This window comes from Streptomyces sp. SudanB182_2057 (genome assembly GCF_964272715.1).
Classification (GTDB): Bacteria; Actinomycetota; Actinomycetes; order Streptomycetales; family Streptomycetaceae; genus Streptomyces; species Streptomyces rubradiris.
On the sequence record NZ_OZ186798.1, the window covers coordinates 6174544 to 6194552 of the forward strand.

Below are 20009 nucleotides of genomic sequence, written 5' to 3' on the forward strand. Positions count from 1 at the left end.
AGCAGCAGCTGGCGGCCGGCCAGTCCAGTCAGGACACGACCGCTCCGCCGGGAGGCCCCGCATGCGCGCCCTGATCGCCGCCGCGACCGGTCTCGCCGTCGCGTTCGCCCTGGTCCTCGCGATCAGCGCGCTGGGCCGGCCCTCGGGCCGGACATCCCCCGAACCGCTGCTGACGACGGTGCCGGCCCACCCCTAGCCGCGCCCGTCCGGGAGGGAGCCGCCATGCGCCGCAAGGCAAGCCTGGTCCTGCTCGCCTGCGCCGTGTGCTGCGCCGCGCTGGCCCCGCTGCTGCGCTGGTACGCCTTCCCGCGCCTGGCCCGCGTCCCCGCCCACCAGTACCAGGAGATGGTCCTGGAGGCCCGCGACGCCACCCTCCTCGACTACGGCACCATGCGCGCGAAGAAGGTCCCCAAGGTCACCATCGTGCAGACCCTCAAGGGCGACGTGGAGGCCGCGCGGCGGATCGAGAGGACGGCGGGACGGCCGGTCGTCGTCTGGGACAGCCTGTCCTACGTCCAGGGCCCCGACGGCAAGATGGTCTCCAAGGTGCCCGAACGGTACATCTTCGACGCCCACAGCCAGGACCCCGTGCACGCCACCGGCGAGACGGTCGACGGCGACCCGGTCCGGCGCGAGGGCATCGAGTTCAAATGGCCCTTCCTGACGCGGAAACGCGACTACCAGTACTTCGACGCCCAGACCCGCACCGCCGGCCCCATCCACTACCGGGGCACCCGGTCCTTCCGCGGCCTGACGGTCTACTACTTCGAGCAGACCATCCCCTGGACCAAGGTCCGCATGCCGAAGACCATGCCGGTACGGGGCATCACCCCGGAGACCGTCGCCGGGACCGGCACCACCCGCTGGTACTCCACGGTCCGCAGGTTCTGGGTCGAACCGGTCACCGGAGCCCCCGTGTACGGCGAGGAGATCCACCGGGAGGAACTGCGCGGCGGCACCCTGCTCGGCGGCCGGGCCAAGGTCACCGCGTTCGCCGGGCACGTGAAGATGCGCGAGGACTACATCACCCACACGGTCGCCCTGGTCAAGCACAACCGCACCCTCGTCCTGGCCCTCACCTCGTACGTCCCCTGGGGCTCCCTCGGCCTCGGCGTCCCGCTCCTCGCCCTCTCCCTCTGGCTGGAGGCCCGTGCCCGGCGTCCCCGGGGCCCGGCGCCCGCCCGGCCCGAGGAGGTCGCGCCGCTCAGCGCCTGAGCCGCGCGTTCGTGTGCCGGGTGGGTTCGGCGGTCGCCGGATCCTCGGGCCACGGATGCTTGGGGTACCGGCCGCGCAGCTCCGCCCGCACGGCCCGGTAACCGTCCGCCCAGAAGGAGGCGAGATCGGCCGTGACGGCGGCGGGCCGCCCGGCGGGGGAGAGCAGGTGCACCAGCAGCGGCACGCCCGCCACGGCCGGGGTCTCCCGCAGCCCGAACAGCTCCTGGAGCTTCACGGCGAGCACCGGGCGCTCCGGATCCCGGTAGTCGATCCGGATCAGGGACCCGCTCGGCACGGTGATCCGCTCGGGCGCCAGCTCCTCCAGCCGCGCCGCCTCCCCGCTCGCCCACGGCAGCAGCCGGGCCAGCGCCCGGCCCGCGTCGATCCGGGCGAGATCGGCCCGCCGCCGGGCCCGGCCCAGCTCCGGCTCCAGCCACTCGTCCACGCGCGCGTGCAGCGCGTCGTCCGACACGTCCGGCCAGGGCTCCCCGAGGTGCGCCCGCAGGAACGCCAGCCGCTGCCGCAGCCCCCGCGCCTCCGGCGACCAGCGCAGCAGCCCGAGCCCCTCCTCCCGGAGCCCGTCGAGCAGGGCGGCGCGTACGAGGTCGGGGCCGGCGTCCTTCAGGGGGCGTACGGCCAGCTCGATCGCCCCCAGCCGCTCGACGTGCCGGGCCACGACGTCCCCGCCGGCCCAGCGCACCTCGTCCCGCGCACCGAGCAGGGCCCCGGCGGCGGCCCGCGCCACGTCCTCGTCGACGGCCGCGCCGAGCCGCACGCGCGCGTGCCCCTTCCCCGCGGGCCGGTCGGCGACGGCGACGACGATCCACGGCGCCCCCCGCAGCCCCGACCCCTCGGACAGCTCCACCCGGGTCCCGGAGGCCATGAGGTACGACCCGCCGTCGAGCCTGGCCACCCGCTCGGGGAACGCGAGAGCGGCGACCAGCCCGGCGAGCCGGTCGTCCCCGGTGCCCGGACCGACCCGGACGGCCCCGTCCCGCGCGGGCTCGGCGGACCCGGCCGAGACGGCGCGCAGCCGCCGCACCTCCGCCGCCCACCGCGCGCCGTAGGCGTCACCGCCGGCCCGGGCCCGCCGCAGCGCGCCCGCCAGGTCGTCGCCGTACTCCCGCGGCACCTCCTCGGAGAGCAGCGCCACCACCGGCGCCCCGCCCCCGCCCGTGTCCAGCAGCGCCCGCCCCAGCCGGGGGTGCACCCCCAGCCGGGCCAGCCGCGCGCCGGTCTCCGTGGCCCGCCCGGCGCGGTCCACCGCTCCGACCGCCGTCAGCGCGGAGCGGGCCGCCGCCATCGCCCCGCCCGGCGGCGGATCCAGCAGCGCCAGCCCGGAGGCGTCCGGATCGCCCCAGCAGGCCGCCTGAAGGGCGAACGCGGTCAGATCGGCCACCTTGATCTCGGGCGCCGGAAAAGCCGGCAGCCGGCCGTCCTCGGCCTCCGTCCAGCACCGGTACACCACCCCCGGGGCCTCCCGCCCGGCCCGGCCCGCCCGCTGCCACCCGGCCGCCCGCGAGGCCCGCACGGTGGTCAGCCCGCTCAGCCCGCGCGCGTGATCCACCCGGGGCTCCCGGGCCAGCCCCGAGTCGACCACCACCCGCACCCCGGGCACCGTCAGCGACGACTCGGCCACGGACGTCGCCAGCACCACCCGGCGCCGCTCCCCGGCCGACAGCACCGCGTCCTGCGCCGCCGCCGGAGCCCGCCCGTGCACCTGGAGCACCTCCACCCCGCCGAGGTCCCCGAGCAGCCCCGCCACCCGCGCGATCTCGCCCACGCCGGGCAGGAAGCACAGCACGTCCCCGTCCCGCTCGGCCAGCGCCCGCCGCACCACCGACGCCACATGCGCCGGCAGCGCCGGATCCACCCGCATCCCGTGCGGCGGCCGCAGCGGACGGGCCGGCGGCGCCCACACCACCTCCACCGGATGCGCCACCCCCGCCGCCTCCACCACCGGCGCCCCGCCGAGCAGCCGCGCCCATCCCTCGGCGTCCGTGGTCGCCGACGCGGCCACCAGCCGCAGCTCCGGCCGCAGCGCCTGCCGCACGTCCCACAGGAACGCGGCCACCGTGTCGGCGTCCAGATGCCGCTCGTGGCACTCGTCCAGGACCACCACGTCCGTCCCGGCCAGCTCCTGGTCGCGCTGGAGCCGCTGGAGCAGGACACCGGTCGTCACGACCTCCACGCGCGTGTGCCGCCCCACCGCCCGCTCGCCGCGCACCGTGAAGCCGACGCTCTCGCCGGGCCGCTCGCCCAGCAGCCACGCCATCCGCCGGGCCGCCGCACGCGCCGCGATCCGCCGCGGCTCGGCCACCACGACCCGCCGCGCCGGACCGTCGCCCACCAGCCCCGCGAGCACCAGCGGCACCAGCGTCGTCTTGCCGGTGCCGGGCGGCGCCACCAGGACGGCGGTGCCCTCGCCTTCCAGGGCGTCGGTCAGGGCGGGCAGCGCGGAGCGCACGGGCAGCGCGTCCAGAGCGTCGTAACGGATCACGCCCCCAGTGTCGTACGACGGGAAAACGGCCCCCACGCGCGCGTGCCCCCGACGACCGGAAAGGCGAGCCCCCGGGGGTGCGCCGGCCGGCGGTCTCCACGCGCGCGGGGGGGGGCCTCATGAACACGGGCGGTGATCAGATGACTCCCGTGGGCGGTTTTCGGACGGCTTCAGTCCCGCTCGCACACGAAGATCGCCGTGCCCGGGATCAGGTTCCCGCGCAGCGGCGACCAGCCGCCCCACTCGGAGGTGTTCCACGCCGGCCACTCCGGTTCCACCAGGTCCGCCAGCCGGAGGCCGGACGCCACGATGTCCCGCACCCGGTCGCCGAGCGTCCTGTGATGCTCCACGTACACCGCGCGGCCGTGCTCGTCCTGCTCCACGTAGGGCGTGCGGTCGAAGTAGGAGGCGGCCACGGACAGGCCCTCGGGGCCCGGCTCGTCCGGGAACGCCCAGCGGATCGGGTGCGTCACCGAGAACACGAACCGTCCGCCCGGCCGCAGCACCCGGCGCACCTCGCGCAGCACCAGCCGCGGGTCGGCCACGAACGGCAGCGCCCCGTACGCGGAGCACGCCAGGTCGAAGGAGCCGTCCGCGAAGGGCAGCGCGCCGGCGTCGGCGCAGACCAGCGGGAAGGCCCCGCCGATCCGCAGCGCGTGCTGGAGCTGGCGGTGCGAGAGGTCCAGGGCCACCGGCCGCGCACCCTGGGCGGCCAGCCAGCGCGCGCACTGCGCCGCGCCCGCGCCGATCTCCAGGACGTCCTTGCCCTTCAGCTCCTCCGGCGGGCCGAGCAGCCCGGCCTCCACCTCGTCCAGGCCCTCCGGACCCCACACGAAGCGGTCGTCGCCGAGGAAGGTGCCGTGCTCGGTCTGGTACTCGTCCGCGTTCCGGTCCCACCAGCCCCGGTTGGCCCGTGAGCTTTCCGTGACGTCCGCGTCACGCCGGGTGGCCTCCGGCTCGAACCCTTCGGACCACTGGGGGTCGTGCCCTTCCGGCTCTTGGATGATCGGCTCCCTCGTCGTACTCTTCCGTCCAGCCCGCCGGAGGGGCCGGCATGGGAGGGTTCCCACGGCCCCGTGCGGCCCGTTGACGCACTTTCTGTGCCGGATATGCGGCGATCCGCCCCGGGTGTCCGCCGTCGCGCATTGACCCTGTCCGGCTGCCCCCGTATGCTACAAGTTGCGCTGCGGGCCTGCGCACCTCAGACGTAGCAGGCTGCGCTCGCATCTGTTGTATGTCCCCTCGGTTGTCGAGGCGCCATCGCCAGAAATGGTGGGGCGCTTCCTTGGCTGTCCGGCTTCTGCAGAGCGAAACGGGCTCCCGGCGTAAGCAGTACCTACGACTTCAATGTCCGTACCGGAGCCCTTTCCCACATGACGAGCAGCACCGAGACCACCGCCACCACCCCGCAGGTAGCGGTCAACGACATCGGTAACGAGGAAGCATTCCTCGCAGCGATCGACGAGACGATCAAGTACTTCAACGACGGCGACATCGTCGACGGCGTCATCGTGAAGGTCGACCGGGACGAGGTCCTGCTCGACATCGGTTACAAGACCGAAGGTGTCATCCCGAGCCGCGAGCTCTCGATCAAGCACGACGTCGACCCGAACGAGGTCGTGGCCGTCGGCGACGAGATCGAGGCCCTGGTCCTCCAGAAGGAGGACAAGGAAGGCCGCCTGATCCTCTCGAAGAAGCGCGCCCAGTACGAGCGTGCCTGGGGCACCATCGAGAAGATCAAGGAAGAGGACGGCATCGTCACCGGTACCGTCATCGAGGTCGTCAAGGGTGGTCTCATCCTCGACATCGGCCTCCGTGGCTTCCTGCCGGCCTCCCTGGTCGAGATGCGCCGTGTCCGCGACCTCCAGCCGTACGTCGGCAAGGAGCTCGAGGCCAAGATCATCGAGCTGGACAAGAACCGCAACAACGTGGTCCTGTCCCGCCGTGCCTGGCTGGAGCAGACCCAGTCCGAGGTCCGCCAGACGTTCCTCACGACCCTCCAGAAGGGTCAGGTCCGCTCCGGTGTGGTCTCCTCGATCGTCAACTTCGGTGCCTTCGTGGACCTGGGTGGCGTCGACGGTCTGGTCCACGTCTCCGAGCTGTCCTGGAAGCACATCGACCACCCCTCCGAGGTCGTCGAGGTCGGCCAGGAGGTCACCGTCGAGGTCCTCGACGTCGACATGGACCGCGAGCGCGTCTCCCTGTCGCTGAAGGCGACCCAGGAAGACCCGTGGCAGCAGTTCGCCCGCACCCACCAGATCGGCCAGGTCGTGCCCGGCAAGGTCACGAAGCTGGTGCCGTTCGGTGCGTTCGTCCGCGTGGACGAGGGCATCGAGGGTCTGGTCCACATCTCCGAGCTGGCCGAGCGCCACGTGGAGATCCCGGAGCAGGTCGTCCAGGTCAACGACGAGATCTTCGTCAAGGTCATCGACATCGACCTCGAGCGCCGTCGCATCAGCCTCTCGCTGAAGCAGGCCAACGAGTCCTTCGGTGCCGACCCGACGGCGGTCGAGTTCGACCCGACCCTGTACGGCATGGCCGCGTCCTACGACGACCAGGGCAACTACATCTACCCCGAGGGCTTCGACCCGGAGACCAACGACTGGCTGCCGGGCTACGAGAAGCAGCGTGAGGAGTGGGAGCGCCAGTACGCCGAGGCGCAGTCCCGCTTCGAGCAGCACCAGCAGCAGGTCATCAAGTCCCGCGAGGCGGACGCTCAGGCCGCTGCCGAGGGTGGCGACGCCGCCGGTGCGGCTCCGGTCGCGGGTGGCGGTTCGTACTCCTCCGAGGGTGCGGACACCTCCGGTGCCCTGGCCTCGGACGAGGCGCTGGCCGCGCTGCGCGAGAAGCTGGCCGGCGGCCAGAGCTGATCGCTGCCGCTGAGGCTTAGCCGATAGTCGCTGAGGGGCCGTACCTTCCGAGGTACGGCCCTTCAGGGTTTTCTCCGGACGGGTGCGGGTCCGTCGTGGCTCGTCGCGCGGTTCCCCGCGCCCCTCAGGGCGTCACCTGGATGTTGGTCAGTCCGTTACCGCCTGTCACCGTGTTGCTGCCGTAGACCGTGGCCGGGCAGGTGGCGCTGTGGTTGGTGACGTCGATCGCCAGACGGGTGGCGCCCGTCGCGCCCGTCACAGTCGACCTGTTGCCCTTGAAGACCGTGCCGCAGCCCCAGCCCGGCTGCTGGGTGTGGGTCTGGTAGCCGTCATTGGTGGTGGCGGTGCCGGTGTTGTCCTGGACGAGGACGTCGTTGCCCTTCACGTCGACCCAGGAGTCGTCGTAGTTGGCGCCGGTCAGGCCGCTGCCGTCGAAGGTGTTGCCGATGATCCGCGCGCCGGTCGTGCCCTCCTTGATGTCGACGTTCTCGCCGCCCACGTCCGGGCCGATCGTGTTGTTCAGGATCAGCACGCGGTCGCTCCGGTCGGACAGTGTGTTCGCGGTGCCCACGTACACGCCCTCGCCCATGCCCCGGCCGTCGTTCCCGGTGTCGTAGATCCTCGAGTTCCGGATCACGCCGTCCGCGCTGGAGTCGCGGAAGTGCACGCCCTCCATGTCCAGGCCGTGCACCGTGACACCGTCCAGGACGACGCCCCTGGCCGCGTCGATCATGATGCCCTTCTGGCCGCCGGTCACGGTCAGACCGTCGACCGTCCAGTAGGAGGCGCCGTTCAGGTGCAGTCCGTAGCCGCCGCCGGCGGTGAGCACGGCGCCGGGGGAGCCGGTCAGGGTGATCCGGGCGGCGGCCGTGGCCGGGGTGGTCGCCTTGAAGTTGCCGGTGTAGGTGCCGTCCGCCAGGTGGATCGTGTCACCGGGCCGGGCGGCGGCGAGCGCGGTCTTCAACTGCGCGGCGGTCGCGACCTCGACGGTCCCGGCCGCCGAGGCCGGTCCGGTGGCGGACAGGGCCAGGCCGCCGGCGGCGAGGGCGGTGGCGGACAGGGCGGTGAGCGGCGTGCGTATGCGCATCGGATGTGCCTTCCCGTCTTTCCCCTACGTGAACGGCGATCGTCACCGTGAACTCGACGCCGGTGAAGGTACGGACCATGTGACAGGCCGTCAAGGCGTCGGCCGCGCAGGAGATCCCTGACGAGCGGCGTGTGGCGGGAATTCCGCTGTTCCGGGGCGCGTTGTGCATGACGAACACGAGGAGGAGCGGTCACAGTGCTTGATCCGCAGGGTTTGTACGCATGGGAGCCGAAGGGCCTCGCCGTGGTGGACATGGCGCTCGCCCAGGAGTCGGCCGGCCTTGTCATGCTCTACCACTTCGACGGATACATCGACGCGGGTGAGACCGGCGACCAGATCGTCGACCGGCTGCTCGACTCACTGCCCCACCAGGTCGTGGCCCGGTTCGACCACGACCGGCTCGTGGACTACCGGGCCCGGCGGCCCCTGCTGACCTTCAAGCGGGACCGCTGGACCGACTACGAGACCCCGGCCATCGAGGTCCACCTCGTCCAGGACACCACCGGTGCCCCCTTCCTGCTGCTGTCCGGTCCCGAACCGGACGTGGAGTGGGAGCGGTTCGCGGCGGCGGTGCGGCAGATCGTGGAACGGCTCGGCGTGCGCCTGTCCGTGAACTTCCACGGCATCCCCATGGGCGTTCCGCACACCCGCCCGGTGGGCCTGACGCCGCACGGCAACCGCACCGACCTCGTCCCCGGCCACCGCAGCCCCTTCGACGAGGCACAGGTGCCCGGAAGCGCCGAGTCCCTGGTCGAGTACCGCCTCATGGAGGCCGGCCACGACGTCCTGGGCGTCGCCGCGCACGTCCCGCACTACATCGCCCGCTCCCCGTACCCGGACGCCGCGCTGACCGTCCTGGAGGCCGTCACGGCCGCCACCGGGCTGGTGCTGCCCGGCGTGGCCCACGCGCTGCGCACGGACGCCCACCGCACGCAGACCGAGATCGACCGGCAGATCCGGGAGGGTGACGAGGAACTGACCGCGCTGGTCCAGGGACTTGAGCACCAGTACGACGCGGCGGCGGGCGCCGAGACCCGCGGCAACATGCTGGCCGAGCCCGTCGACATCCCGTCGGCGGACGAGATCGGGCGGGAGTTCGAGAAGTTCCTGGCGGAGCGGGAGGGCGACAACTGAGGCGGGGTGCGGGCGCCGGCGGGCACCTGCCGTAACGGCCTCCTGACCGGACGTCTAGGCTTCCGCTCATGCTGACAGTGGGCCTGACCGGCGGCATCGGCGCCGGCAAGAGCGAGGTGTCGCGGCTGCTCGTGGAGCACGGGGCCGTCCTGATCGACGCGGACCGCATCGCCCGCGAGGTCGTGGCGCCCGGCACCCCCGGCCTCGCCGCCGTGGTCGACGCCTTCGGTCCGGACATCCTCGCCGCCGACGGCGGTCTGGACCGGCCCCGGCTCGGCTCCATCGTGTTCGCCGACCCGGAGAAGCTCGCCGTCCTCAACTCGATCGTGCACCCCCTGGTGCGGGACCGTTCCCGCGAGCTGGAGAGCGCCGTGCCCGAGGACGCCGTGGTGGTCCACGACGTCCCCCTGCTCACCGAGAACGGTCTCGCACCGCTCTACGACGTCGTGATCGTCGTGGACGCGAGCCCGCGGACCCAGCTCGACCGGCTGGTACGGCTGCGCGGGATGACCGAGGAGGACGCACGCGCGCGTATGGCCGCGCAGGCGACGCGCGAGCAGCGCCGGGAGATCGCGGACATCGTCATCGACAACGACGTCCCCCTGGACGCCTTGCGCGAGCGGGTCGCCGAGGTGTGGGACGACCTCGCCCGCCGGGCCCGGCAGGGGAGCGCCGGCGCGGAATAGCCGACCGCTTCGGGGCGTTGAACCGCTGGAGCAAGGGAAGGACTCAGTCGTGCCCGAGACCAGCGGTTCCACCGGACGCACTCCGGAAACGCATGTCATCGACTTCCGTGCCGCCGAGCAACTGCTCAACGCGCGAGACCCGCGGGGCGCGGTGAAGCTGCTCGACGGAGTCATCGCCGCGTACCCCGAGAACACGGCGGCCCGGCTGCTGCGCGCGCGTGCCTTCTTCGCCGCGGCGCAACTGCGCCCCGCCGAGCTTGAGTTCACCATCGTGCTGGAGCGCGAGCCGGACAACGCGTTCGCGCACTTCGCCCTGGCCCGCACCTACGAACGCCAGGGCCGTCCCGACCAGGCCAAGCGGCACTTCCGGCTGGCCGCCGCGCTGGACCCCAACCCGCGGTACCTGGAGGCGGCACGCTTCGACGCGTGACGCCCGGCGGGGGCGGGGGAGACGCCCGTTCCGCTCGTTCGCGGACGCCGGGCTCGCCGGGTCGGAGCGGCCCCGGTCCGCCTATGGATGCGGTCCGTTCAGGGACGCCGTCTGCTCATGGACGCCAGGGGCCGGGCCGTCGCCGCCGGTACGGCCGTGCGCCCGGAGGGTGGTGCCTCGGCCGACCTGGGTAGGGCGGTCCGTCGTCCGGCGGCTGGTACGGCGGTATGTCGCGGCCCGGCTGGTAGTGCGGACCCTGCCGGAGGTGCCGCAGGACCACGGCCAGGTCGACGGTGGTCACCAGCCACAGCGCCGCGCACGCCGCCGCCCAGCCGGGCCGTCCCGCCAGCGCGAAGGCCACCGTGCCGAGGGCCGCCCAGCCCGCCCCCCACACGCTCAGCCAGAACCGCGCCCGCAGGGCACTGCGCGCGGTCGCCGGTTCACTGCCCGTACGCATCGGACCATCGCTCCTCCTTGCAACGTACTCTTCGCCGCCGGCCCGCACCACCACCCGGCCCGGCCCTACCCGGTTCGGCATCTGGGGGGCGAAGGCCGCCGGTGGATCGGGCTCGGATGGTTCCCGTTCCGGCCCGAATAGCTCGAAAGAGTGAACCGGGGGAGAGGGGGAACGGGCGTACGGGCGTGGGCCGTTGTCCGGGCATGAGGATCGAGATGCGTGAGGGATACGAGGGCACGGGGCCGGGGGCGATCACCCCGGACGGCTGCGCGGTCGAGCTGTACGCACGGGTGCCGGTGGGGGACGAGCCGGACATCATCGCCGCCGCGGTGCCGGCCGGGGCGCACATCCTGGAGCTGGGCAGCGGGGCCGGCCGGGTGACCCATGCGCTGCTGGAGCGCGGCTTCACGGTCACGGCGGTGGACGAGTCCGCCGACATGCTGGACCGGGTCCGCGGGGCGCGCACGATATGCGGTCCCATCGAGACCCTGGACCTGGGCGAGACGTTCGACGTGGTGATGCTCGCGTCGTTCCTGGTGCACGCCGGTGACGAGGAGGTGCGCAGGGGCTTGCTGCGTACCTGTGCCCGGCATGTGGCGGAGGGCGGCTGCGTGCTCATCCAGCGGGAGGGCCCGGACTACCACACCAGCGTGCCCAGGGAGCGGGTCGACCCGAGCGGGTACACCGTCCGGATCACCTCGATCGAGCCGGCCGGGGAGGGCGTGCACTCGGTCCACGCGGAGTACGTGTTCCCGGACGCGGTCTGGACCCAGACCTTCCTGTCCAGGCCCCTCACGAAGGACCAGTTCGAGTCGGCGCTGGCGGAGGCGGAACTGAGGGTCGACAGGTATCTGACCCCGGACGGGATATGGGTGAGGGCGGTGCCGGTGGGGTGACCGGGGCGGCAGACGCTTCGGCCGGGGTGGATGCGCGGGCCGGGGTAGATACGCGGGCTTGGGCGGTCACGTCGGCCGGGGTCGTCACGCCGGGGTGATCACGCTGGTTGGGCCGACAACAGAGGAGGTGTCCTCCGTCAGCCGCGGCCCTCCGGTCCGCCGTGGCCCGCCGGTCCCCCACGGCCGCCCCGTCCGCCGGTACCCCTGCGGGCGTCCGCGCCCGAGCCGCCCGTGGTCGCGCTCCCCGCGCCGCCCGGTCCGGATCGGCCGGTGGACGGGGCGGGGCCGGCGAAGCCGGTGGGGCTGCCGAGGGTCAGGGCGCGGAGGCGTTCGAGTTCGCGGCGGTCGCGCTTGGTGGGGCGGCCGGCACCCCGGTCGCGGAGGGCGACGGGGGCGACGGCCTCGCGGGGCGGGGGCGGAGGGGAGTTGTCGATGTAGCACTGCGCGGCCACCGGCGCCCCGACCCGCTTGCGGATCAGACGCTTGACGATCACGACCCGTTCCCGGCCCTCGTGCCGCAGCCGTACCTCGTCACCGACGCGCACCGAGTAGGCGGGCTTCACCCGCTCGCCGTTCACCCGCACATGCCCGCCCCTGCAGGCGGTGGCGCCGAGGGACCGGGTCTTGATCAGACGGACGGCCCAGATCCAGCTGTCGATGCGGACGGTCTCGCCGCCCGCGGGCCCGGCGGCCTCGGCCGCGGCCACCGCGGCGGCGATCTTGGGGTCGAGCGGCTGTGCGGCGGGGGCGGACCCCGCCTCGTCCGGCCCGTCCGTCGCCTCGCCGGTCCCACGGTCCACGTTCTCGTCCGCATCCTCGGAAGCCATGCCCCGACCTTAACGCGCACGGGCCACCGAACCGGAAGCGTTTTCCCGGCGCTCACCCGGGCACCCGCGCACCCCGGCGGCCCGCCCCGCTGCCTCGCCTCCGCCCCGCCACCCACCCCCGACTTACGGTGACCGCATGGACAACACCAGTGCCCTCGCCCGGCTGGACCGGCGCGTCGCCGGGTGCCGGGCCTGCCCCCGGCTGGTCGAGTGGCGGGAGGAGGTGGCCCGTACGAAACGGGCCGCGTTCGCGGACTGGACGTACTGGGGGCGGCCGGTGCCCGGCTTCGGCCCCGCCGACGCCCGGCTGGTGATCATCGGGCTCGCCCCGGCCGCGCACGGCGGCAACCGCACCGGCCGGATGTTCACCGGCGACCGTTCCGGAGACGTGCTCTACCAGGCGCTGTACGACGTGGGGCTCGCCTCCCAGCCCACCTCCGTCAGCGCGGACGACGGGCTGGAGCTGTACGGCGTGCGGGTCACGGCGCCGGTGCACTGCGCGCCGCCGGCCAACAAGCCGACCCCGGGGGAGCGCGACACCTGCCGTCCCTGGCTGGTCCAGGAGCTGACGCTGCTCCGGCCGACGCTGAGGGCCGCCGTCGTCCTCGGTGCCTTCGGCTGGCAGGCGGCGCTGCCCGCGTTCGCGGCGGCCGGCTGGACGGTGCCCCGCCCCCGCCCGGCCTTCGGCCACGGCGCCCGGGTCGCGCTGGACGGCCTGGACCTCTTCGGCTGCTTCCACGTCAGCCAGCGCAACACCTTCACCGGCCGGCTCACCACCGAGATGCTGCGGGAGGTCCTGCGTACGGCGGCGGACGCGGCCGGGCTGTAGTGAGCAGCCGCTACGGCCGCGCTCAGCCCTCCTCGCCGAACAACTGCCGTACCGTCGAGCGGTAGTCGGCGCGGACGTGCCCGAGCGCGTGGGCGCGGGCGCGGCCCGGGTCGCCGGAGGCGATGGCCTCGTACAGCTCGCGGTGTTCGGTGAGGAGTTGGGGCCACTCCTCGTTGCGGCGGGTGAGTCGGCGCAGGCGGCCGTCGACCGGTTCCCTCACGGAGATCAGCAGGCCGTTGCCGGTCATGGCGCGACGGAGGCGGGGGACGCCGAGACGATCACGGACGTCAACACCCGCCTCCGCGACCGGATCCTCGGCCTGACCACGAGCCGCTGCCCAAGCGCCGGGTACGGGGACCGCATGTCCCGGGGACACCGGGCGTGCGGGAGGCCCGGTGCCTCAGGGGCGCCAGTCGTAGCGGACGTCCGGTTCGCGCTCCTCGTTGCGGCCGCCGTCGGTGAACGCCACGGCGGTGAAGCCGTGCCGCTCGTAGAAGCGGCGGGCGGGCTCGTTGACCTGGAACGTCCACAGGGTCAGCCCGCCCGGGCAGCGCTCCTTGGCCAGCGCGACGAACCGGTCCCCGATGCCCCGGCCCCGCCACTCGGGGTCCAGGTACAGCTGGTCCAGCGTCTCCCCGTCCAGCACCATCAGGCCGACCACACCGGCGCCGGCCGCCTCCGCCACCCAGGTCTCCCGCGTCGGCACCACGACCTCGCGGAAGTAGTCCCGGACCTCGTCGTCGGTGTGCGGGCGGACGACGGTCGGCAGCGCACTGGCGAAAGACCGCAGATAGACGTCGGCGACGGCGCGGGCGTCGGCCGGCACGGCACGGCGCAGCACGACCGGGTCCGCCGCCGGCTCCGGCACCACGGCGGTGGCCGTGATCTCCACGAGCTGGCCGGGGTAGCCGAGGCAGGACACGCCGAGCAGCGTGGAGGAGTGCGGGCCCGCGCTCAGCCCCGAGGACTCCACGACCCGCCACACCGCGGCCAGCGCCGCGCTGTCGTCGCCGACCACGTACACGTCCGTCGTCAGCACGTGCTCCAGATCGCTGCCGACGGCCCGCAACTGCTCGCGCAGGTTCTCGATCACCCGCTCGGCCTGACGCACGGGATCCCCCGGCCCCACCAGCTCCCCGTCGGCGGTCAGCGGCACCGACCCGGCGAGGAACGCGAGCTTTGTGCCCGCCTCGACGACGGAGGCGTGGGAGTAAGCGGGCGGAGGGAACAGGGCGGGGGCGGTCACACGCCGGATCACTAAGCGACTCCTACGCGGGGTGGCGGACAGGTGTCCGATGATCCGACCCGCCCGGCCTCGCCCGCATCCGAATTAACGACGCCCCAGGAAGCGTCTTGACGCCGTCCAGGAGGCCGCCGGGACGTAGCGCTCATCAAGGGTCGTGCTGATGAAGGGTCGTGCTGTGAAGGATCGTGCTTATGAAGGTGAGGAGGCCCTCCGGGCATTGCGTTCATAAAGAAAACGGTCGTCCCGGCAGGTTTCACACGGGCGAAACGTGAGCGTTCCCTTCATGCGGGGAACGCGAACTACCGTGGTGCCACCTCCACCGGCCACCGTCGTCCGAAGGCCCACCCCCGCCCTCGAATGAACAGGAGCCCCGTGACCCGGCCCCCCCTGCCCGCCGTACCCCCCTGGCTCGCCCACGCCTTCCGCGCCCAGCGCGAACCCGTCCCGTGGAACGCGGTGTGCCGGGGCGCCCTCGCCGCCGGGCCGGCGCTGCTCGCCGGGATGCTCCTCGGCCGGACGGCCCTCGGGGTGCTCGCCGCCATCGGCGCCATGCTCGCCGGCATCAACGACCGGCCCGGCGGCCGACGGGCCTCCGTGCGCCGGCTCGGCGTCCCCGCGTCGGCCGGAGCGGCCGGGCTGCTCGTGGGGACGTACGCCGGGCAGGGGCTGACCGCCGTACCGCTGACCCTGGTGCTCACCGCGCTGGGCCTGGTCGCCGGAGGCATCAGCGCCGTCGGGCCCGTCGCCTCCGCCGCCGGCACCCAGCTGCTCGTCGCCGCGGCGGTCGGCGCCGGGATGCCCGCGGCCGACCCCGGCTGGCAGCGCGCCCTCGCCTTCCTCGCCGGGGCCGGCTGGCTGCTCGTACTGCGGCTCGCCCTGCCCACCCCCGGCTCGCTCGCCGGGGACTTCCGGTTCGACGGGGAGCGGGCCGCGGTCGCCGGCGTGTACGACGCGATCGCCGCGCTCGTCGAAGCCGCGGGCGGCGCGCACGCCACCGCCCGGCGGGCCGCGCTGACCGCCGCGCTCGACCACGCCCAGGACGCCCTCTCCGGACCCCGGCTGCGCGGATACGCCGCGTCCGCCGCCGAGCGCCGGCTGCACGCGCGGTTCGCCGCGGCCCTGCCCCTTGCCGAGGCCGCCACCGCCCTGTGCTGGGCCGGGGAGCCGGTGCCGGCGCGGGCGGCGCGGGGACCCCGGCGGCTGGCCGCGGCCGTCCGCGCCGACACCGGCCCCGGTCCGCTGCCCGCCCCGCACCTGCCGCGCACCGGGCTCCGCGCCCGCGAGGCAGCCCCCGTGCTTCCCGCCCTGCGCGCCCTGGACGACGCTCTGCTGGGCGCCGCCGAGGCGTTCGACCGGGGCGAGGGCGCCCACCGCAGGCTGCTCGGGCGGCGCCGGAGCCCGCGCCGGGCGCTGCGGGCCGCGTTCGGTGCCGGCGGGCGCGAGTACGGTCTGCGCGTCGCCCTCTGCTTCGGCGCCGGCGCCGCCATCGCCCAGGCCCTGCACCACGCCCGCTGGTACGGGTCGCACACGCACTGGTACTGGCTGCCCGCCACCGCCGTCTTCCTCGTCAAGCCCGACCTCGGTCCGCTCGCCTCCCGGGTGCTGTGCCGGGCCGCCGGTACCGTCCTCGGCGCCCTGGTCTTCGCCGGGCTCGCCGCGCTGCTGCCCCGCCCGGCCGGACTGATCGCGCTGGTGGCGGTGTGCGGCGCGCTCATACCGGTCGCCACCCGGCACTTCGCGGCGCTCACCGCCGTCGTGACCGTCCTTGTGCTCGCTTTGATCATGGCCGGGGGCGAACCCCAGGCCTCGGTCGGCCGGATCGGCGAGACCCTGCTGGCCTGCGTGCTGGTGCTGGTGCTGGTGGTGGGGCACCTGCCGATGCCGGGGGAACGGGGCGGCGGGGTACGCGACCGGCTCGCGGCGGCCGGGGGCGCGGCCCATGCCTACCTGCTGCACGTCCTCGGCCCGCCCGGCCACGGGCACGCCACCGGCCACGGGCACACCGCCGGGTCCGGGGACCTCGCCGGGTCCGGGGACCTCGCCGAGGGGCGGGTCCTGTCCGAGCGGCGGGCACGGGCCGGCGTGGGGTCCGGTGACCGTGCCGAGCGGTGGGCGTTGCGCCGGGAGGCCTACCGGACCCTCGCCGAGGCCCGCACCGCCATCTCGCACGCCGCCGCCGAACTGCCCTCCCTGGCCCGGCACACGGAGGGCACCGACGCCGTCGCCGAGGCGCTGGAACGGCTCGTGGACACCACCACGGCCTGCGCCGTGCACCTCGACGACACCGGCCGGCTCACCCCCCGGCACCTCCGGCGGCTGCGCGAGGCGCTGGGGGAGCTGGAGCGGCTGGAGCGACGGGGCGTACGGATACCGCTGCCCGTCGCCGCGTAGCCGTACGTACCGAGCCGCCGAGGGCGTACGAGTCTCCGTACCCGTACGAGCCGCCGTAGCCCCACGGTCTCAGCGGTACCGTCGGCCGTCGTAGTCGTACTCACAGCCGTACCGTCGGCCGTCGTAGTCGTGCTCCCAGTCGTACCGGAGAATCCCCCACCGCCCGGCGAAAGCCCGTACGTTGGTCGTATGAGTGCCGTTGGGATGGCGGGTGGCCCTCCCGCCGACCTCGTCGTCACCGGGTGTGCCGTCCTGGTGCACGACGACGCGGAACGGATCGGATTCCGCGAGGACGCCGCGATCGTCGTCCGTGACGGGGCGATCGACGCGGTCACCACGGCCGCCGCCGCCCGGGACGTACCGACGGAGACGCGGATCGAGGCGCACGGGCAGATCGCGCTGCCCGGTCTGATCAACTGCCATACGCACGCCCCGATGGTGGCCCTGCGGGGGCTGGCCGAGGACCTGCCGACGGAGGAGTGGTTCAACGACGTCGTCTGGCCCGTCGAGACCAACCTCACCGAGCGGGACGTGGCACTGGGAGCGCGGCTCGCCTGCGCCGAGATGATCCGGGGCGGGGTGACCTGCTTCGCCGACCACTACTTCCACATGGACGCGGTCGCCGACGTCGTCGCCGAGTGCGGGCTGCGCGCCCACCTCGGGCAGGTCTACTTCTCCGGCCAGGGGCCCGGGGGCCGGGAGGCGTCGCTCGAGTTCGCGCTCCGCCGGCGCGGCACCGCCGACGGCCGCGTCACCACCGCCCTCGCCCCGCACGCCCTCTACACCGTCACCGACGCCGACCTCACCGCCACCGCCGGACTCGCCCGCGCGCACGGCCTGCCCGTCCACATCCACGCCGCCGAGAACCGCGACCAGACCGAGACCAGCCTGGCCCGGCGCGGCCGCACCCCCATCGAGGTCCTGGACCGCACCGGCCTGCTGGACACCGACCTGCTCATCGCCCACGGCACCGGCATCCTGGAGCGGGACCTGCAGCTGCTGGAACGCACCGGCGGCCGTACGGCGGTGGCCACCGCGCCCCGCGGCTACCTGAAGTTCGCCTGGCCGACGACCACTCCGGTGCGGGCCCTGCGCGCGGCCGGTGTCCCCGTCGGCCTCGCCACGGACGGCGCCGCCTCCAACAACTCCCTCGACGTGTGGGAGGCGATGGCGCTGACGTCCCTGATCCAGAAGTCCGCCGAGGGCGACCCGCGCTGGCTGACCGCCCGCCAGGCCCTGCACCACGCCACCTCGCAGAGCGCCCGCGCGGTCGGCCTCGGGGACCGGATCGGTTCCCTCGCGCCCGGCCGGCGCGCCGACATCGTCCTCGTCGACCTCACCGGCCCGCACACCCAGCCGGTCCACGACCTCGCCGCCACCCTGGTGCACAGCGCCCGCGCGGCCGACGTCCGTACGACGATCGTCGACGGCCGCGTCCTGATGCGCGACCGCGTACTGCTCACCCTCGACGTGGAAGACGTCGTACGGGAGTTGACGCGGCGGCTGCCCGGGCTGACCGCGCGCGGCCACGGACGGCGCGTTCAGGAGTACGACACCTGAGCCCGCGGCCCGGTGGAACGCGGGTGGCATCGGAGCCCGCTGAGACTGGCCGAAAAACTCCCCCTTCGCGGCGATGAGTTCCGCGCGCGCCGACGGTCACCACCCCGGACGGACCGTCGGACAGGAGGGCTCATGTCGTTTCCGGAGATCGTCTCGCGTGAGCGGTGGCGCGCGGCGCGCGAGGAGTTGCGGCGCAAGGAGGAGGCGGTCAGGCGAGCGCGCGAGGCCCTGGACGCCGAGCGCCGGAGGCTGCCCATGGTCGAGGTCGACCCGGAGTACGTCTTCGAGGGCGGCGACGGCAAGGCCACCCTCCTGGACCTCTTCGAGGGCCGGGCGCAGCTCGTCGTGCACCACTTCATGTTCGCGCCGGAGTGGGAGACCGGCTGCCCGTGCTGCGCGGCCTTCCTGGACCAGGTCGGCCACCTCGCCCACCTGCGCGCCCGCAACACCTCCTTCGCGGCCGTCTCCCGGGCGCCGTTCACCCGGATCCTGCCGTTCAAGGCGCGGATGGGCTGGGCGGTGCCCTGGTACTCCTCGGCGCACAGCGACTTCAACCGCGACTTCGAGGCCACCGTCGAGGCGGACGGCGAACCGGTCGAACGCGCGGGCGTCAGTTGCTTCCTGCGCGACCACGACCGGGTCTTCCACACCTACTCGCTGTACGACGACGGGCTGGACGTGCTGGGCACCACCGCGGCCCTGCTCGACCTGACCGCGCTCGGCCGCAACCCCGCCGGCAGCGACCGGCTGCGCCTACACGACGAGTACGACTACTGACACGTGAGGTACGGCCGGCGATACGGAGCGTGCGGTTCGTGTCACCAGGTGAACGGATCCTCACGGTCCGCGCCGAGCCGATGTCGGCTAGGTCTCAGTACCGTCACCGGGCGACCCGTTTTCCTCTCCAGGGCGTTGACTCCTTACACGTACGACGCTTCTGGAGGTCGAGATGATGAACGGGCGAAGGGTGCTCGAACGCTTTCCCGCCGGTGGCCCGCGCGGCTCCTGGCCTGCGGAGCAGTTCGCGCACGCGCGACGGCTGGAGGGCCTGCCCGCCGAGGTCGTCATGGACCTCGCGACGGACGCGTTCCTGGTGATCGTCCGCGGCGCCGAGCCGTCCGAGTGAGCCGGCCGGGCAGGGCGTGACGAGGCACACGGGGGTGTGAGGAGACGGGCGGGTGGTGGGGGAGCACGGGGGTGGGGGCGGGCCGGTGAGGCGCACGCGGGCGCGGGGGCGCGCGGGGCGTACGAGGGGCTGGGCGGAGGTTACGAGGGGGTGGGCGGAGGTTACGCCGACGCGGCCCGCGACCAGTCCGGGGTCGTACCCGTCACCCGGCACAGGGCCAGGTAGAGCGGGATCGGCGGGGTGTACGGGACCGTGCCCGCCGGGCGGTGGATCAGCCGGGCGGCGCCGGTGACCAGGGCGCCCCTGGCATAGCGGGCCGGTACCGGCCAGGGCAGGGCGTAGTCGGAGTCCGACGGCACGATCCACCACCACCGGGAGCCGTCGGTGTACACGCAGCCCACCCTCGGCAGCCGGGGTACGACGAGCGGGCCCAGACGGTCGGGCACGGCCACGGCGTCCCAGCCGAGCGGCGCGGTCATGCCGTCCGGCAGCGACAGCGGCTGACTCGCGTCCTGGTCCGGGGCCGACCGCCGGCGTTGCATCCGGACGAGCGTGTCCAGGCCGAAGGCGCCCTCCGGACCGGCAGCGGCACCGACGCCGGCTGCGGCACTGGTACCGGCGGCGGTACGGGCACGGGATCCGGCGTCGACACGGGAACCGGCACCGGCGTGGGGGTCGGCACCGGCACGGGAACTGGCACCGGCATTGGGGTCGGCACCGGTACGGGACCCGGTACAGGCGGGGGAATCGGCACC

At 74.0% G+C, this 20009-nt stretch carries 19 protein-coding genes and 2 pseudogenes; 12 read left to right on the plus strand and 9 right to left on the minus strand.

From position 1 onward, the window contains the following. Nucleotides 1–61: 61 nt before the first annotated feature. Both ACSURM_RS27355 and ACSURM_RS27360 read left to right on the plus strand, forming a co-directional pair. Nucleotides 62–196, plus strand: a complete 135-nt coding sequence (locus tag ACSURM_RS27355) for an SPW_0924 family protein (protein WP_436958420.1) — start codon at nucleotides 62–64, stop codon at nucleotides 194–196. A gap of 26 nt (nucleotides 197–222) precedes the next feature. After that, nucleotides 223–1215, plus strand: a complete 993-nt coding sequence (locus ACSURM_RS27360) for a DUF3068 domain-containing protein (RefSeq protein WP_436958422.1) — start codon at nucleotides 223–225, stop codon at nucleotides 1213–1215. On the opposite strand, the gene hrpB is transcribed toward ACSURM_RS27360, so the two are convergent. Both hrpB and ACSURM_RS27370 read right to left on the minus strand, forming a co-directional pair. Beyond that, the gene (hrpB, locus tag ACSURM_RS27365) at nucleotides 1205–3715 is read right to left on the minus strand and encodes an ATP-dependent helicase HrpB (RefSeq protein ID WP_436958424.1); all 2511 of its coding nucleotides are present in this window, start codon (nucleotides 3713–3715) and stop codon (nucleotides 1205–1207) included. The two genes, ACSURM_RS27360 and hrpB, sit on opposite strands and share 11 nt — an antisense overlap. A gap of 170 nt (nucleotides 3716–3885) precedes the next feature. Further along, nucleotides 3886–4785 carry a class I SAM-dependent methyltransferase gene (locus tag ACSURM_RS27370; RefSeq protein ID WP_436958426.1) on the minus strand — a complete coding sequence of 300 codons (900 nt, stop codon included), beginning with the start codon at nucleotides 4783–4785 and terminating at the stop codon, nucleotides 3886–3888. Nucleotides 4786–5088: 303 nt separating this feature from the next. Here ACSURM_RS27370 and rpsA point away from each other — a divergent pair, with 303 nt between their 5' ends. Further along, nucleotides 5089–6585, plus strand: a complete 1497-nt coding sequence (rpsA, locus tag ACSURM_RS27375; protein ID WP_436958428.1) for a 30S ribosomal protein S1 — start codon at nucleotides 5089–5091, stop codon at nucleotides 6583–6585. A 124-nt stretch (nucleotides 6586–6709) separates the two neighbouring features. Here the strand turns inward: rpsA and ACSURM_RS27380 are convergent, their stop codons facing one another. Further along, complete coding sequence (locus ACSURM_RS27380; RefSeq protein WP_436958430.1) at nucleotides 6710–7672, minus strand: right-handed parallel beta-helix repeat-containing protein; 963 nt, start codon at nucleotides 7670–7672, stop codon at nucleotides 6710–6712. 195 nt (nucleotides 7673–7867) lie between these two features. Here ACSURM_RS27380 and ACSURM_RS27385 point away from each other — a divergent pair, with 195 nt between their 5' ends. The 3 genes from ACSURM_RS27385 to ACSURM_RS27395 all read left to right on the plus strand — a co-directional run bounded on the left by ACSURM_RS27385 (nucleotide 7868) and on the right by ACSURM_RS27395 (nucleotide 9922). After that, nucleotides 7868–8806: a PAC2 family protein gene (locus ACSURM_RS27385; protein ID WP_436958432.1), complete on the plus strand. Its 939-nt coding sequence runs from the start codon at nucleotides 7868–7870 to the stop codon at nucleotides 8804–8806. Between the two features lie 68 nt (nucleotides 8807–8874). Further along, nucleotides 8875–9492, plus strand: a complete 618-nt coding sequence (coaE, locus tag ACSURM_RS27390; RefSeq protein ID WP_436958434.1) for a dephospho-CoA kinase — start codon at nucleotides 8875–8877, stop codon at nucleotides 9490–9492. A 49-nt stretch (nucleotides 9493–9541) separates the two neighbouring features. Next, the gene (locus ACSURM_RS27395) at nucleotides 9542–9922 is read left to right on the plus strand and encodes a tetratricopeptide repeat protein (RefSeq protein WP_359042445.1); all 381 of its coding nucleotides are present in this window, start codon (nucleotides 9542–9544) and stop codon (nucleotides 9920–9922) included. 115 nt (nucleotides 9923–10037) lie between these two features. Here the strand turns inward: ACSURM_RS27395 and ACSURM_RS27400 are convergent, their stop codons facing one another. Continuing rightward, nucleotides 10038–10379, minus strand: coding sequence for a DUF6343 family protein (locus tag ACSURM_RS27400; RefSeq protein WP_436958437.1), 342 nt, complete (start codon nucleotides 10377–10379; stop codon nucleotides 10038–10040). Between the two features lie 215 nt (nucleotides 10380–10594). Here ACSURM_RS27400 and ACSURM_RS27405 point away from each other — a divergent pair, with 215 nt between their 5' ends. Continuing rightward, nucleotides 10595–11275 (plus strand): class I SAM-dependent methyltransferase, encoded by a 681-nt coding sequence (locus tag ACSURM_RS27405; protein ID WP_436958440.1) that lies wholly within the window; start codon nucleotides 10595–10597, stop codon nucleotides 11273–11275. A 137-nt stretch (nucleotides 11276–11412) separates the two neighbouring features. Here the strand turns inward: ACSURM_RS27405 and ACSURM_RS27410 are convergent, their stop codons facing one another. Continuing rightward, entirely contained in the window at nucleotides 11413–12102 is a 690-nt protein-coding gene (locus ACSURM_RS27410; protein ID WP_436958442.1) for an RNA-binding S4 domain-containing protein, read from the minus strand. A 136-nt stretch (nucleotides 12103–12238) separates the two neighbouring features. Between ACSURM_RS27410 and ACSURM_RS27415 the strand changes: the two genes are divergently transcribed. Further along, complete coding sequence (locus tag ACSURM_RS27415; RefSeq protein ID WP_436958444.1) at nucleotides 12239–12931, plus strand: uracil-DNA glycosylase; 693 nt, start codon at nucleotides 12239–12241, stop codon at nucleotides 12929–12931. Nucleotides 12932–12953: 22 nt separating this feature from the next. Here the strand turns inward: ACSURM_RS27415 and ACSURM_RS27420 are convergent. The 3 genes and pseudogenes from ACSURM_RS27420 to ACSURM_RS27430 all read right to left on the minus strand — a co-directional run. After that, nucleotides 12954–13268: pseudogene (locus ACSURM_RS27420) on the minus strand (FCD domain-containing protein); the annotation flags it as partial. Nucleotides 13269–13331: 63 nt separating this feature from the next. Then, complete coding sequence (locus ACSURM_RS27425) at nucleotides 13332–13799, minus strand: N-acetyltransferase family protein (protein ID WP_436961195.1); 468 nt, start codon at nucleotides 13797–13799, stop codon at nucleotides 13332–13334. Continuing rightward, a pseudogene (locus tag ACSURM_RS27430) lies at nucleotides 13788–14189 on the minus strand (RidA family protein); the annotation flags it as partial. The gene ACSURM_RS27425 and the pseudogene ACSURM_RS27430, both read right to left, overlap by 12 nt. Before the next feature lie 360 nt (nucleotides 14190–14549). Here ACSURM_RS27430 and ACSURM_RS27435 point away from each other — a divergent pair. The 4 genes from ACSURM_RS27435 to ACSURM_RS27450 all read left to right on the plus strand — a co-directional run bounded on the left by ACSURM_RS27435 (nucleotide 14550) and on the right by ACSURM_RS27450 (nucleotide 19254). Next, on the plus strand, nucleotides 14550–16568 hold the full coding sequence (locus ACSURM_RS27435; RefSeq protein ID WP_436958446.1) for an FUSC family protein: 2019 nt from the start codon (nucleotides 14550–14552) through the stop codon (nucleotides 16566–16568). A 189-nt stretch (nucleotides 16569–16757) separates the two neighbouring features. Next, nucleotides 16758–18128, plus strand: a complete 1371-nt coding sequence (locus tag ACSURM_RS27440) for an amidohydrolase (RefSeq protein ID WP_436958448.1) — start codon at nucleotides 16758–16760, stop codon at nucleotides 18126–18128. A gap of 132 nt (nucleotides 18129–18260) precedes the next feature. Further along, on the plus strand, nucleotides 18261–18905 hold the full coding sequence (locus ACSURM_RS27445) for a DUF899 domain-containing protein (protein ID WP_359042435.1): 645 nt from the start codon (nucleotides 18261–18263) through the stop codon (nucleotides 18903–18905). Between the two features lie 172 nt (nucleotides 18906–19077). Continuing rightward, complete coding sequence (locus ACSURM_RS27450; RefSeq protein WP_436961277.1) at nucleotides 19078–19254, plus strand: hypothetical protein; 177 nt, start codon at nucleotides 19078–19080, stop codon at nucleotides 19252–19254. Between the two features lie 161 nt (nucleotides 19255–19415). Here ACSURM_RS27450 and ACSURM_RS27455 read toward each other — a convergent pair whose 3' ends face one another. Continuing rightward, nucleotides 19416–19796 (minus strand): hypothetical protein, encoded by a 381-nt coding sequence (locus ACSURM_RS27455; RefSeq protein ID WP_436958450.1) that lies wholly within the window; start codon nucleotides 19794–19796, stop codon nucleotides 19416–19418. Nucleotides 19797–20009 lie beyond the last annotated feature (213 nt).

What these genes read in the sequence shown, in the direction of transcription:
- ACSURM_RS27355 (WP_436958420.1), top strand. Translation starts at nt 62, where the DNA reads ATGCGCGCCCTGATCGCCGCCGCGACCGGTCTCGCCGTCGCGTTCGCC.
- ACSURM_RS27360 (WP_436958422.1), top strand. Translation starts at nt 223, where the DNA reads ATGCGCCGCAAGGCAAGCCTGGTCCTGCTCGCCTGCGCCGTGTGCTGC.
- rpsA (WP_436958428.1), top strand. Translation starts at nt 5,089, where the DNA reads ATGACGAGCAGCACCGAGACCACCGCCACCACCCCGCAGGTAGCGGTC.
- ACSURM_RS27380 (WP_436958430.1), bottom strand. Translation starts at nt 7,672, where the DNA reads ATGCGCATACGCACGCCGCTCACCGCCCTGTCCGCCACCGCCCTCGCC.
- coaE (WP_436958434.1), top strand. Translation starts at nt 8,875, where the DNA reads ATGCTGACAGTGGGCCTGACCGGCGGCATCGGCGCCGGCAAGAGCGAG.
- ACSURM_RS27400 (WP_436958437.1), bottom strand. Translation starts at nt 10,379, where the DNA reads ATGCGTACGGGCAGTGAACCGGCGACCGCGCGCAGTGCCCTGCGGGCG.
- ACSURM_RS27405 (WP_436958440.1), top strand. Translation starts at nt 10,595, where the DNA reads ATGCGTGAGGGATACGAGGGCACGGGGCCGGGGGCGATCACCCCGGAC.
- ACSURM_RS27410 (WP_436958442.1), bottom strand. Translation starts at nt 12,102, where the DNA reads ATGGCTTCCGAGGATGCGGACGAGAACGTGGACCGTGGGACCGGCGAG.
- ACSURM_RS27415 (WP_436958444.1), top strand. Translation starts at nt 12,239, where the DNA reads ATGGACAACACCAGTGCCCTCGCCCGGCTGGACCGGCGCGTCGCCGGG.
- ACSURM_RS27440 (WP_436958448.1), top strand. Translation starts at nt 16,758, where the DNA reads ATGAGTGCCGTTGGGATGGCGGGTGGCCCTCCCGCCGACCTCGTCGTC.
- ACSURM_RS27445 (WP_359042435.1), top strand. Translation starts at nt 18,261, where the DNA reads ATGTCGTTTCCGGAGATCGTCTCGCGTGAGCGGTGGCGCGCGGCGCGC.
- ACSURM_RS27450 (WP_436961277.1), top strand. Translation starts at nt 19,078, where the DNA reads ATGATGAACGGGCGAAGGGTGCTCGAACGCTTTCCCGCCGGTGGCCCG.
- ACSURM_RS27455 (WP_436958450.1), bottom strand. Translation starts at nt 19,796, where the DNA reads ATGCAACGCCGGCGGTCGGCCCCGGACCAGGACGCGAGTCAGCCGCTG.